The sequence below is a fragment of the Arthrobacter sp. LjRoot14 genome (genome assembly GCF_964253905.1).
Lineage (GTDB): Bacteria > Actinomycetota > Actinomycetes > Actinomycetales > Micrococcaceae > Arthrobacter.
Window position 1 is genome coordinate 4,512,569 of record NZ_CAXURL020000001.1, and the last position, 13,721, is coordinate 4,526,289.

3 protein-coding genes and 4 rRNA genes are annotated in these 13,721 nt (G+C 59.7%); all 7 read right to left on the reverse strand.

Features of this window, described 5'->3' with window-relative positions:
• Nucleotides 1-199: 199 nt before the first annotated feature.
• The 7 genes from ACSQ12_RS20460 to ACSQ12_RS20490 all read right to left on the reverse strand — a co-directional run bounded on the left by ACSQ12_RS20460 (nt 200) and on the right by ACSQ12_RS20490 (nt 13,293).
• A 16S ribosomal RNA gene (locus ACSQ12_RS20460) occupies nt 200-1,723 on the reverse strand.
• Between the two features lie 535 nt (nt 1,724-2,258).
• Entirely contained in the window at nt 2,259-5,321 is a 3,063-nt protein-coding gene (locus ACSQ12_RS20465) for a glycoside hydrolase family 2 TIM barrel-domain containing protein (protein ID WP_436066704.1), read from the reverse strand.
• A 145-nt stretch (nt 5,322-5,466) separates the two neighbouring features.
• Nucleotides 5,467-6,225 (reverse strand): SDR family oxidoreductase, encoded by a 759-nt coding sequence (locus tag ACSQ12_RS20470; protein ID WP_436066705.1) that lies wholly within the window; start codon nt 6,223-6,225, stop codon nt 5,467-5,469.
• A gap of 185 nt (nt 6,226-6,410) precedes the next feature.
• On the reverse strand, nt 6,411-7,436 hold the full coding sequence (locus ACSQ12_RS20475) for a LacI family DNA-binding transcriptional regulator (protein WP_436066706.1): 1,026 nt from the start codon (nt 7,434-7,436) through the stop codon (nt 6,411-6,413).
• Nucleotides 7,437-7,823: 387 nt separating this feature from the next.
• A 5S ribosomal RNA gene (gene rrf, locus ACSQ12_RS20480) occupies nt 7,824-7,940 on the reverse strand.
• 211 nt (nt 7,941-8,151) lie between these two features.
• Nucleotides 8,152-11,289, reverse strand: a 23S ribosomal RNA gene (locus ACSQ12_RS20485).
• Nucleotides 11,290-11,769: 480 nt separating this feature from the next.
• Nucleotides 11,770-13,293 (reverse strand): 16S ribosomal RNA (locus tag ACSQ12_RS20490).
• The 16S, 23S and 5S rRNA genes sit together here, the layout of an rRNA operon.
• Nucleotides 13,294-13,721: the final 428 nt, after the last annotated feature.

The following is a 13,721-nucleotide window of genomic DNA, read 5'->3' on the forward strand; positions in this document are numbered from 1 at the left end:
CCGCCTGCGCCCCGCCCCCGCCGTTCCAGGACACTCAAGAGCATCCGTACTGGGCAAGGACAAAACCATGCGGCCGCTATTTGCTGATATTCCACCCGTGAGCACCCGCCGCAGAACTATCGTCTGCGCAACGGGCGTACTCCTGACAACACCACCACACCCGCATACACGGGGTGAGGTTGCTGTAGGTGCTCCTTAGAAAGGAGGTGATCCAGCCGCACCTTCCGGTACGGCTACCTTGTTACGACTTAGTCCCAATCGCCAGTCCCACCTTCGACAGCTCCCTCCCACAAGGGGTTAGGCCACCGGCTTCGGGTGTTACCAACTTTCGTGACTTGACGGGCGGTGTGTACAAGGCCCGGGAACGTATTCACCGCAGCGTTGCTGATCTGCGATTACTAGCGACTCCGACTTCATGGGGTCGAGTTGCAGACCCCAATCCGAACTGAGACCGGCTTTTTGGGATTAGCTCCACCTCACAGTATCGCAACCCTTTGTACCGGCCATTGTAGCATGCGTGAAGCCCAAGACATAAGGGGCATGATGATTTGACGTCGTCCCCACCTTCCTCCGAGTTGACCCCGGCAGTCTCCCATGAGTCCCCGCCATTACGCGCTGGCAACATGGAACGAGGGTTGCGCTCGTTGCGGGACTTAACCCAACATCTCACGACACGAGCTGACGACAACCATGCACCACCTGTGAACCGGCCCCAAAGGGGAAGGACTGTTTCCAGCCCGGTCCGGCCCATGTCAAGCCTTGGTAAGGTTCTTCGCGTTGCATCGAATTAATCCGCATGCTCCGCCGCTTGTGCGGGCCCCCGTCAATTCCTTTGAGTTTTAGCCTTGCGGCCGTACTCCCCAGGCGGGGCACTTAATGCGTTAGCTACGGCGCGGAAAACGTGGAATGTCCCCCACACCTAGTGCCCAACGTTTACGGCATGGACTACCAGGGTATCTAATCCTGTTCGCTCCCCATGCTTTCGCTCCTCAGCGTCAGTTAATGCCCAGAGACCTGCCTTCGCCATCGGTGTTCCTCCTGATATCTGCGCATTTCACCGCTACACCAGGAATTCCAGTCTCCCCTACATCACTCTAGTCTGCCCGTACCCACCGCAGATCCGGAGTTGAGCCCCGGACTTTCACGGCAGACGCGACAAACCGCCTACGAGCTCTTTACGCCCAATAATTCCGGATAACGCTTGCGCCCTACGTATTACCGCGGCTGCTGGCACGTAGTTAGCCGGCGCTTCTTCTGCAGGTACCGTCACTTTCGCTTCTTCCCTACTGAAAGAGGTTTACAACCCGAAGGCCGTCATCCCTCACGCGGCGTCGCTGCATCAGGCTTTCGCCCATTGTGCAATATTCCCCACTGCTGCCTCCCGTAGGAGTCTGGGCCGTGTCTCAGTCCCAGTGTGGCCGGTCACCCTCTCAGGCCGGCTACCCGTCGTCGCCTTGGTGAGCCATTACCTCACCAACAAGCTGATAGGCCGCGAGTCCATCCAAAACCACAAAAAGCTTTCCACCCCCCACCATGCGATGAGGAGTCATATCCGGTATTAGACCCAGTTTCCCAGGCTTATCCCAGAGTTAAGGGCAGGTTACTCACGTGTTACTCACCCGTTCGCCACTAATCCCCCCACAAGTGAGGTTCATCGTTCGACTTGCATGTGTTAAGCACGCCGCCAGCGTTCATCCTGAGCCAGGATCAAACTCTCCGTTGAAGTAAAACAAAAACAGACACAACCAGGAACCACGGGAAAACGCGGAACCAGACTGCACAAAATTTGAAACCAGCTGTAAAAACCAGACCACACCACGGGGTGGCGGATCCAGTCAATTCAACCAATCCATAAAATAAATTGGTATCAACAAACTTGGCACACTATTGAGTTCTCAAACAACAGACACACCCGGCACCACCACAACATCCCAGCCGTGGATCGCTCCGGAGCAACTTCCCAAACTTACCCGATCCCGCCACACTATGCAAACCAGCGTTCCGCCAGCCACAAGCACCACAGGAAGGGTCCCCACCCGGTTACCGCACGCCACAACAGCGCCGTTTTCCAGGCCATTCAGAAGGGGGTCGGTCGCAATCTCTCCGCATCAGCGGCGGCGACTCGAATTACTTTACACGCCCACCGCACCCCACACAAATCCACCCCCAAACACACAGACAAGACCAAAAATCCCCGGAATCCCGCGAATTTCCGGCCTCTTCCGCTGCTTATTGGCGCTCCCCGACGCCTGACAACTTTATGTGGACTGAGTCACACCAAAGACGAAGGAGAACTCGGCCTCCCGCGGCGCGAGCCGATAGCCTTCCAGCACCCCCGGACCGCAGGCCGCAGTGCCGACTCCGTGTACCGCGTGATCGAGGTACACGTAGCTGCGGCCATCCGGAACAAGATCGGGACGATGGGTGGCAGCTTCCAGTGCCGCCAGGCTGTAGGGGCGCACGGTGAGTGCGAACGGTTCACCGCCGATGGTGAGCCGGCCGGCGTCGAGCTCCAACGCTGCCGAGTACACGCCGGAACGGGCACCCGATTCCTGGGGCCGGACGTACTCCACTTCCAGGTCCTTCAAGGGCAGGCCGTACCAGCCAAGCTTGGTGCCCTGGCCTGTATCCGGGTAGCTGTGGTGCGGTCCCTGGCCGAACCACTCCACGGACGTGGTCGCCGAACCCATCACGAGTTCCACTCCTAGGCGCGCCCACGGCACTGGCCAGCCTGCGTTGACCCACGCGCCGTCCGGCGTGACCGTTGTCCGCACGCTGACGCTGGAGCCGTCACTGGTCCAGGCGTATTCGGCCAGCACACCGAACTGCTTGCCGGCGGCGGCAACCCGCGTCCGCACCACCAGTTCATCCCCGCCGCCTGCCGCGGGCCGGGAGGAAATGCCGACAAGCCGGCCGTGCATCCGGTTGAGTCCCGCGTCCAGCCACTGTGTGGCGGCGGGGCGGGGATCCGGGCTTCCCCACTCCGCACCGAGATCGTTGTCTGTGGGTGCACGCCACAGCAGGAGCCGGAGCCCCTCGATGGCGGTGTCGCCCAGCCGGACAAGCGAACCCGTCGCGCGATCGAAGACGGCCGGCCCCAGGCGAAGAAGATCACCGTCCACCTGTACAGCGGAAGTGGTCGCCGGCATCGGGACCACGTGCACATTGGCAGACTCCTGGCCCCACGCAACTTCGTGGCCTGCCTCCGCCCAGGCGGCGTCTTCCTTGAGAACTGCCCTGACCGTCAGCACAGCAGGAGCCAGCCCCGCGCGTGCCAGCAGCCCGGCCGGCAACCGGACGTCGGCCGATCCGTGCGGCGCCACAGGCGCGACGTCAACCGAACCGCCGTCGACCGTCACGCCGTCGGCCTCCACCGAGTAGCGGAATTCCAGCCCCGATGTGTCAGCGAAATCGAATCGGTTGGTGAGCGAGAAACCGGACCAGTCCGCTGCCACGTCAATGGTTAGCGGTTCGATGACCTTCTTGAAATCCAGCAGGCCCGGGCGCGGCACGCGGTTGGCGTCCACCAGGCCGTCAGTGACGAAGTTTCCGTCGTGGACCTCCTCACCGAAGTCACCGCCGTAGACGAAGTATTCCTGCCCGTCAGGAGCCGTTCGGGTAATACCGTGCTCCAGCCACTCCCACACAAAGCCGCCCATCAGCCTCGGGTGGCGGTGGAATAGTTCCTGGTATTCGGACATGCCCCCCGGGCCGTTGCCCATGGCGTGGACATACTCGCACAGGACGAACGGCATGGCACGCCGCCGGGCGTCAAGGTCCGCATCATCCAGCGGAGGTTCCACGCCACGGCCGATCAGCTCCGTTTCCGCCTGGCTTGCGTACATCCGGGAGTACACGTCCACGTAGGCGGAGCTCCAGTCACCCTCGTAGTGGATGGGCCTGGAGGGGTCGCGGAGTTTGGTCCAGCGGGACATCGCCGCAAGGTTTTCGCCCGTACCGGCCTCGTTGCCCAGGGACCACATGACCACAGACGCGTGATTTTTGTCGCGCTCCACAGTCCGGGACATCCGGTCCACGAGGGCCTGCTGCCACTGCGGGTCGGCACTGGGATTCTGCTGCCAGCCGCCCTGTTCGAAACCGTGCGTCTCAAGGTCGCATTCAAGGACCACGTAGAAGCCAAGCTGGTCCGCCAGCGCCAGGAAGTCCGGATGCGGCGGATAGTGCGAGGTCCGGATGGCGTTGATGTTGTGCTGCTTCATCAGCCGCAGCTCACTCTCCATGACCTCCCTGGGCACCACGCGGCCGAGCTTGGGATGGTGTTCGTGGCGGTTGACGCCTCGGAGCAGGATCCGCTGGCCGTTCACCTTGAACTGGGCATCCTCGATCGTGATGGTGCGGAAGCCGAATTGCACCGAGGCTGTCTCCCCCGGGGTGCTGATCGTGGCGTCGTACAGCCGCGGCAACTCTGCCGACCACGGTTCGATGCCCGGGAGCCGATGCTCCTCCCCGGCAGGCACTTCCAGCCCCAGGTCAGGGATGCGTACGACGGCGGCAGCCGGCTGCCCTGCCCGGCTCGCCTCTACGCGGAGGATGCCTTCGCCGCTGCGATGGTCGTAGTCCGCGTGGACGAAGACGTCGTCGAGTCCCTCCGACGGCCGCGCCTGCAGCGTCACATCCCGGAAGATGCCGGGCAGCCACCACATATCCTGGTCTTCCACATAGCTGGCTGCCGAGAACTGCGCCACCTGGACTGCAAGCACGTTCCGTCCCGGAACCAGCACACCCGTGGCATCGAATTCGTGGGCGAGCCGGCTGCCGCGCGTGGTGCCAAGCAAGGTGCCGTTCAGCCACACAGTTCCCGCCGACTCTATGCCGTCGAAGCGGACCACGGCTGACGGGAAGTACTCCGGGCCTGCCTCAAACTCGACGAAGAGATCGCCGACGGGATTGGCGTCCGGAACATGCGGCGGTTCCACGGCAAAGGGGAACTGAACGTTCGTGTACCAGGGTGTTCCGTGGCCGTGCATGGGCCAGCTGGACGGTACCGGAAGGTCGCCGAAATCCGGACGATCCCCGCCCGACTGCCAGCCGTCCTGCGGTGCCTGCCTGATTCCGGCGTGAAGCCTGAACTTCCACACACCGTTCAGCGGCAAACGCGGGGCATCGCTGACAAGGTAGGCACGTGCCGGCATCGTGCCCAGCGGCGGGGCTACGGAAGCGAGTGCGGCCACCTGCTCGGCGGCGACATCGAGGACCCGCTCCGGGCCGTGTACCGTCTGCGTGACCGCTGTCCGGGAGCCGGGTCCAGCGCCGCTGCCTGCTGCGGAGGAGAGGCTGGATGTGGTGGGCTCAACGGGCATGATGGTCCTCGGGTCGGGTTGGCTGCGGAGAGCGCACAGGGTGTACGACTCCGACGGGCTGGATTTCGTGAACGTTCACGATCTTATCGATCGTACGCGAATGCAGCGTGGTTGAAAAGGGTCCACAGACCCCGGGCCGGCGCGGTCAGCCCGGGGAGCCTCCGGCGTCCTCGGGCGCCACGGTCCCGGCGGTTTCACCGCCGTCGATCACAAACTCCGAACCTGTCACAAAGGAGGACTCCTCGGAAGCCAGGTACACAACCAGGTCGGCCACCTCCCGCGGCTGGCCGACCCGGTGCAGCGGAACGTGGCCGGTGTCGAACGTCATGCCCGCTGTCATGGGGGTTTCAATGACACCCGGATGCACCGAGTTCACCCGCGTTCCGGCTCCTCCCAGGTCGAGGGCGGCGCTCTTTGTCAGCCCGCGGACACCCCATTTGGACGCCGTATAGCCCGCGAGGCTTTCGTATCCGCGGACGCCCGCAATTGACGAGATATTGATGATGGACGCGGAACTGTTCAACGCGAGGGACGGGGCCGCGGCCTTGATGCCGTTGAACACGCCGGTGAGGTTGACGTCGATGATCCTGCTCCATTCCTCAAGGGGATACTCATCGATCCGGCCAAAATTCACAATGCCGGCGTTGTTGACCAGCACGCTGAGACTGCCAAATTCGGCTACGGCGGCGTGTACCGCCTGCTGCCAATCGGCTGGGCTCGTCACGTCGAGGTGTACGAAACGCGCGTCGTCTCCCAGCTCCGCTGCCAGCGCGGCGCCTTCCTGGTCCAGGACATCACCGACGACCACCTTTGCGCCTTCTTCAACCATCCGGCGGGCTATCGCAGCACCGATCCCGCGCGATCCGCCGCTGATGAGGCCTACTTTGCTTTCCAGCCGTCCCATCCCTGCTCCTGTCCAAGAGTTGGCCTCGAGCCGCCGGGGTGCGACTCGCGCGGCAGGGCTGCGGCAGCCCGGGCAGCTGCGCCTAAGTCCCGTTCCAGCTTGACGGTTGCGACGGGCAGCCGGAAGGGCACTTTGGCACATAGTGGCGGGCGCATTCCCGCCACTGCGGCGGCAGTAGTGTGCCGTCAGGTGGTTTCCCGGACGACCAGCCGATGTTTCAAGGTCTTCCGGGATGATTGTGATCCTGGGTTGACTTCCCCCGAGAGCAACCCATCAAGAAGTTCGACGGCGGTCCTTCCGACCTCGCGGAGGTCCAGCGCCATTGTGCTGAGCTGAGGACTTAGAAGCTCGCCGAGCGGGATACCGTCCATGCCGATAACCGCACAGTCCCCGGGCACCCTGCGCCCTGAACCGGAAAGGGCCTTCAAGACCCCGGCGGCCATCAGATCGTTGAATGCCAGAAATCCGTCGGTCTCCGGATGGTCCTGAAGAAATGCAGCTGCTGCCTTCCTGGCGGCCTCAGCTGTCTCTTCGGCAACGATGAGTGACCATGACGCACCAAGTTCGTCCAAGCGACCAGCCACAGCTTTCCCGCGGACAGTGCACGGGGCAGGTTCGCCACTTTCAGAGGCTGACCGCGCCTCAAGGTAGGCGATGTGCTGACGCTTGGAATCCGTCAGTTGATCCACAGCCACCCTCGCCGCATGCTGGTAGTCGAAGTTGATGCTACCGGCCGCGCCTCCGGGCGTTTCGTCCAAGACAATCAGCGGACGACGGCCCAGAACGGACTGCGCCTGGTTGGCGTAACCGCCAAGGTAGCCGATCACCGCGTCCACTTGTGGCGCCAGATGCTCGACGGCGTCCAGACCGCTGCGACCCCCGTGACCGTAGTCGTCCACCACCACGTGCCATCCTCGGAGCGTGGCCAATTCCACGACGCTTGAGGCAAACGCCGGGAAATAGGGGTTGGTGAGATCAGGGATTGCCAGGCCGACTGAGGTCCTTGCTCCCTGGACGAGTCCCTTAGCAAACCGGCTTGGGGTGTAACCGAGCTCCTGCGCCAACTTCTGCACCCGCTGGCGGGTGGCTTCCTTGATCCCGGGCATGTCATTCATCGCCCGGGTAACTGTCTGGCGCGAAACCCCGGCAGCCGCGGCCACGTCAAGGATTGTGGCCGGCTTGGCCGGGTATCCGGACGGTGTGTGGCTCATGAACTGTAAGTCTAGGGCGGCAGTGCGAGAGCGGCCCACAAAGCACGGCGACGCTCTCTCAGTTGTGGCCGGTTGTTTCCGGACGCTCTCTCAGTTGTGGCCGGTTGTTTCCGGACGCTCTCCCGGTTGTGGCGGGTTGTTTCCGGACGCTCTCCCGGTGGCGGCGGGGGTTCGAGGGGGTTGCCTGGTCCTGGTGCCCGGAAGGCGCAGGTAGTGAGAGAGGGTCCGGCAAAAGGGGTGCCGGATGTGAGAGAGGGTCCGGCAAAAGGGGTGCCGGATGTGAGAGAGGGTGTGTCGGGAGGGGTGCTGGGTGTGGGTGTGGTTTTGGTGGTTAACGTGGGAGAGCCCCGACCAGTTGCCTGGTTGGGGCTCTCGACCTGAATGATGTTCCGGCGGTGACCTACTCTCCCACACCCTCCCGGGTGCAGTACCATCGGCGCTGTGGGTCTTAGCTTCCGGGTTCGGAATGGGACCGGGCGTTTCCCCCACGCTATGACCGCCGTAACCCTTCTACCCGGACCCCCGGCACGTGCGCCAGGGGTTGGGAAATCTTGTGGTTACAACATTAGTGGTGTTGTTATTTTGTTGTGTTTTGTTCCTGCAACGCAACGGGTTTGTTGGTTGGGAACCACATAGTGGACGCAAGCAGTCTTGTTTTCTTTTTACCCCTTTTCATGGTGTGAACGTCTTTTGAATCCGTTCACGAAAGGGGTGTGTGGTGTAAGTTATCGGCCTATTAGTACCGGTCAGCTTCACGAGTCGTTAGTCCTCGCTTCCACATCCGGCCTATCAACCCAGTGGTCTGGCTGGGGGCCTCTCACACACAAGGTGTATGGAAATCTCATCTCGAAGCGAGCTTCCCGCTTAGATGCTTTCAGCGGTTATCCCATCCGAACGTAGCTAATCAGCGGTGCACTTGGCAGTACAACTGACACACCAGAGGTTCGTCCGTCCCGGTCCTCTCGTACTAAGGACAGCCCTTCTCAAATTTCCTGCGCGCGCAGCGGATAGGGACCGAACTGTCTCACGACGTTCTAAACCCAGCTCGCGTACCGCTTTAATGGGCGAACAGCCCAACCCTTGGGACCTACTCCAGCCCCAGGATGCGACGAGCCGACATCGAGGTGCCAAACCATGCCGTCGATATGGACTCTTGGGCAAGATCAGCCTGTTATCCCCGAGGTACCTTTTATCCGTTGAGCGACGGCCATTCCACAATGTACCGCCGGATCACTAGTCCCGACTTTCGTCCCTGCTCGAGATGTCTCTCTCACAGTCAAGCTCCCTTGTGCACTTACACTCGACACCTGATTGCCAACCAGGCTGAGGGAACCTTTGGGCGCCTCCGTTACTTTTTAGGAGGCAACCGCCCCAGTTAAACTACCCATCAGGCACTGTCCCTGACCCGGATTACGGGCCGAAGTTAGATGTCCAAAGTGACCAGAGTGGTATTTCAACGATGACTCCACCCGAACTGGCGTCCGGGCTTCAACGTCTCCCACCTATCCTACACAAGCCACTCCGAACACCAATACCAAACTATAGTAAAGGTCTCGGGGTCTTTCCGTCCTGCTGCGCGTAACGAGCATCTTTACTCGTACTGCAATTTCGCCGAGTTTATGGTTGAGACAGCGGGGAAGTCGTTACTCCATTCGTGCAGGTCGGAACTTACCCGACAAGGAATTTCGCTACCTTAGGATGGTTATAGTTACCACCGCCGTTTACTGGGGCTTAAATTCTCAGCTTCGCCTTGCGGCTAACCGGTCCTCTTAACCTTCCAGCACCGGGCAGGAGTCAGTCCGTATACATCGTCTTGCGACTTCGCACGGACCTGTGTTTTTAGTAAACAGTCGCTTCCCCCTGGTCTCTGCGGCCCCGATCCCCTCCGGACAGCACGTGTCCATCAAGGTTGGGGCCCCCCTTCTCCCGAAGTTACGGGGGCATTTTGCCGAGTTCCTTAACCATAATTCTCTCGATCGCCTTAGTATTCTCTACCTGATCACCTGTGTCGGTTTGGGGTACGGGCGGCTAAAACCTCGCGTCGATGCTTTTCTAGGCAGCATAGGATCACCGAATCCCCCCCTAAAGGGGTCCCGTCAGGTCTCAGGCATCATGAACGGCGGATTTGCCTACCGTTCGCCCTACATCCTTGGACCGGGACAACCATCGCCCGGCTCGGCTACCTTCCTGCGTCACACCTGTTAATACGCTTACCTCCCAGGATCAGGTCCCGCGCTCCACCAAAACCCTCACACCACAAGGGTGATCGGGCAGGTCTCGGGCGGTTAGTATCCCCTGTTCAGCATGGGCGGTTTTTCGCCGGTACGGGAATATCAACCCGTTGTCCATCGACTACGCCTGTCGGCCTCGCCTTAGGTCCCGACTTACCCAGGGCAGATTAGCTTGACCCTGGAACCCTTGATCATTCGGCGGACGGGTTTCTCACCCGTCTTTCGCTACTCATGCCTGCATTCTCACTCGTGTAGGCTCCACCGCTGGTTTACACCGCGACTTCACTGCCCACACGACGCTCCCCTACCCATCCACACTCCTGAACCAACCCCACAAAGGAGGCGGCTTGGATAAAATGTGAATGCCACAACTTCGGCGGTGTACTTGAGCCCCGCTACATTGTCGGCGCGGAATCACTTGACCAGTGAGCTATTACGCACTCTTTTAAGGATGGCTGCTTCTAAGCCAACCTCCTGGTTGTCTTCGCAACTCCACATCCTTTCCCACTTAGCACACGCTTAGGGGCCTTAGTTGGTGGTCTGGGCTGTTTCCCTCTCGACTATGAAGCTTATCCCCCACAGTCTCACTGCTGCGCTCTCACTTACCGGCATTCGGAGTTTGGCTGACGTCAGTAACCTTGTAGGGCCCATTAGCCATCCAGTAGCTCTACCTCCGGTAAGAAACACGCAACGCTGCACCTAAATGCATTTCGGGGAGAACCAGCTATCACGAAGTTTGATTGGCCTTTCACCCCTACCCACAGCTCATCCCCTCCATTTTCAACTGAAGTGGGTTCGGTCCTCCACGACGTCTTACCGTCGCTTCAACCTGGCCATGGGTAGATCACTTCGCTTCGGGTCTAGATCACGCCACTGCAACGCCCTATTCAGACTCGCTTTCGCTACGGCTGCCCCACACGGGTTAACCTCGCGACGTAACACTAACTCGCAGGCTCATTCTTCAAAAGGCACGCCGTCACCAGAATCAGACTGGCTCCGACGGATTGTAAGCACACGGTTTCAGGTACTGTTTCACTCCCCTCCCGGGGTACTTTTCACCTTTCCCTCACGGTACTGGTCCGCTATCGGTCATTAGGGAGTATTTAGGCTTATCAGGTGGTCCTGACAGATTCGCACGGGATTTCTCGGGCCCCGTGCTACTTGGGATACTTCCCAGGCGGTACACAACATTACGGTTACGGGGCTCACACCCTCTCTGGCCGGCCTTTCAAGACCGTTCACCTATGCCTGCACATCACACCTCGCTGTCCCGGCAGAGACAGCACGGAAAGTCCCGCAACCCCGACCATGCAACGCCCGCCGGCTATCACACATGGAACGGTTTAGCCTGATCCGCGTTCGCTCGCCACTACTAACGGAATCACTATTGTTTTCTCTTCCTGCGGGTACTGAGATGTTTCACTTCCCCGCGTTCCCTCCACGCACCCTATGTGTTCAGATGCGGGTCACCAGGTAACTCGCGTCCCTGGCGGGGTTTCCCCATTCGGACACCCTGGGATCACAGTCCGGTTATCGACTCCCCCAGGCTTATCGCAGATTCCTACGTCCTTCTTCGGCTCCTAATGCCAAGGCATCCACCGTGTGCTCTTAAAAACTTGACCACAAAAGATCAAAAACGCTAATTTTCGAGAGAACCATGAAAACCACCACCACCGCCCCGAAGGACAACAGCGACAGATCCAGGTTCATATTCTTGGAAATTGCTTCTTATAAAAGATGCTCGCGTCCACTATGTAGTTCTCAAACAACAACCCCGTACCACACACCCCACACACACAAACATGCATGATCGATGCAGCCAGGAAACCAGAAACAAACAAACCCGGGAAGAAACCCTCCCGGTCCTGTTGCCTCAGGACCCAACAGTGTGCCAAACACTAAACCGCCTGCGCCCCGCCCCCGCCGTTCCAGGACACTCAAGAGCATCCGTACTGGGCAAGGACAAAACCATGCGGCCGCTATTTGCTGATATTCCACCCGTGAGCACCCGCCGCAGAACTATCGTCTGCGCAACGGGCGTACTCCTGACAACACCACCACACCCGCATACACGGGGCAGGGTTGCTGTAGGTGCTCCTTAGAAAGGAGGTGATCCAGCCGCACCTTCCGGTACGGCTACCTTGTTACGACTTAGTCCCAATCGCCAGTCCCACCTTCGACAGCTCCCTCCCACAAGGGGTTAGGCCACCGGCTTCGGGTGTTACCAACTTTCGTGACTTGACGGGCGGTGTGTACAAGGCCCGGGAACGTATTCACCGCAGCGTTGCTGATCTGCGATTACTAGCGACTCCGACTTCATGGGGTCGAGTTGCAGACCCCAATCCGAACTGAGACCGGCTTTTTGGGATTAGCTCCACCTCACAGTATCGCAACCCTTTGTACCGGCCATTGTAGCATGCGTGAAGCCCAAGACATAAGGGGCATGATGATTTGACGTCGTCCCCACCTTCCTCCGAGTTGACCCCGGCAGTCTCCCATGAGTCCCCGCCATTACGCGCTGGCAACATGGAACGAGGGTTGCGCTCGTTGCGGGACTTAACCCAACATCTCACGACACGAGCTGACGACAACCATGCACCACCTGTGAACCGGCCCCAAAGGGGAAGGACTGTTTCCAGCCCGGTCCGGCCCATGTCAAGCCTTGGTAAGGTTCTTCGCGTTGCATCGAATTAATCCGCATGCTCCGCCGCTTGTGCGGGCCCCCGTCAATTCCTTTGAGTTTTAGCCTTGCGGCCGTACTCCCCAGGCGGGGCACTTAATGCGTTAGCTACGGCGCGGAAAACGTGGAATGTCCCCCACACCTAGTGCCCAACGTTTACGGCATGGACTACCAGGGTATCTAATCCTGTTCGCTCCCCATGCTTTCGCTCCTCAGCGTCAGTTAATGCCCAGAGACCTGCCTTCGCCATCGGTGTTCCTCCTGATATCTGCGCATTTCACCGCTACACCAGGAATTCCAGTCTCCCCTACATCACTCTAGTCTGCCCGTACCCACCGCAGATCCGGAGTTGAGCCCCGGACTTTCACGGCAGACGCGACAAACCGCCTACGAGCTCTTTACGCCCAATAATTCCGGATAACGCTTGCGCCCTACGTATTACCGCGGCTGCTGGCACGTAGTTAGCCGGCGCTTCTTCTGCAGGTACCGTCACTTTCGCTTCTTCCCTACTGAAAGAGGTTTACAACCCGAAGGCCGTCATCCCTCACGCGGCGTCGCTGCATCAGGCTTTCGCCCATTGTGCAATATTCCCCACTGCTGCCTCCCGTAGGAGTCTGGGCCGTGTCTCAGTCCCAGTGTGGCCGGTCACCCTCTCAGGCCGGCTACCCGTCGTCGCCTTGGTGAGCCATTACCTCACCAACAAGCTGATAGGCCGCGAGTCCATCCAAAACCACAAAAAGCTTTCCACCCCCCACCATGCGATGAGGAGTCATATCCGGTATTAGACCCAGTTTCCCAGGCTTATCCCAGAGTTAAGGGCAGGTTACTCACGTGTTACTCACCCGTTCGCCACTAATCCCCCCACAAGTGAGGTTCATCGTTCGACTTGCATGTGTTAAGCACGCCGCCAGCGTTCATCCTGAGCCAGGATCAAACTCTCCGTTGAAGTAAAACAAAAACAGACACAACCAGGAACCACGGGAAAACGCGGAACCAGACTGCACAAAATTTGAAACCAGCTGTAAAAACCAGACCACACCACGGGGTGGCGGATCCAGTCAATTCAACCAATCCATAAAATAAATTGGTATCAACAAACTTGGCACACTATTGAGTTCTCAAACAACAGACACACCCGGCACCACCACAACATCCCAGCCGTGGATCGCTCCGGAGCAACTTCCCAAACTTACCTGAACTCAAGACTCAAAGCAAATCAGCGTTTCCGCGATCTGCCGGTCATCGAGACCATCCCCGCCTTCGAACCGCACGCCAAGTGGCGAACCGTTTTTCGGCTGTTTAGAAGGGGTTTTGGCCGCCTTCGGTAACCAGCTTCTCGCCGGCCCCCTCTCGGCGACTTAGAAAACAATACAC

Excerpts from the sequence above, each read along its gene's own strand:
- ACSQ12_RS20470 (WP_436066705.1), bottom strand. The coding sequence starts at position 6,225 with ATGGGACGGCTGGAAAGCAAAGTAGGCCTCATCAGCGGCGGATCGCGC.
- ACSQ12_RS20475 (WP_436066706.1), bottom strand. The coding sequence starts at position 7,436 with ATGAGCCACACACCGTCCGGATACCCGGCCAAGCCGGCCACAATCCTT.
- ACSQ12_RS20465 (WP_436066704.1), bottom strand. The coding sequence starts at position 5,321 with ATGCCCGTTGAGCCCACCACATCCAGCCTCTCCTCCGCAGCAGGCAGC.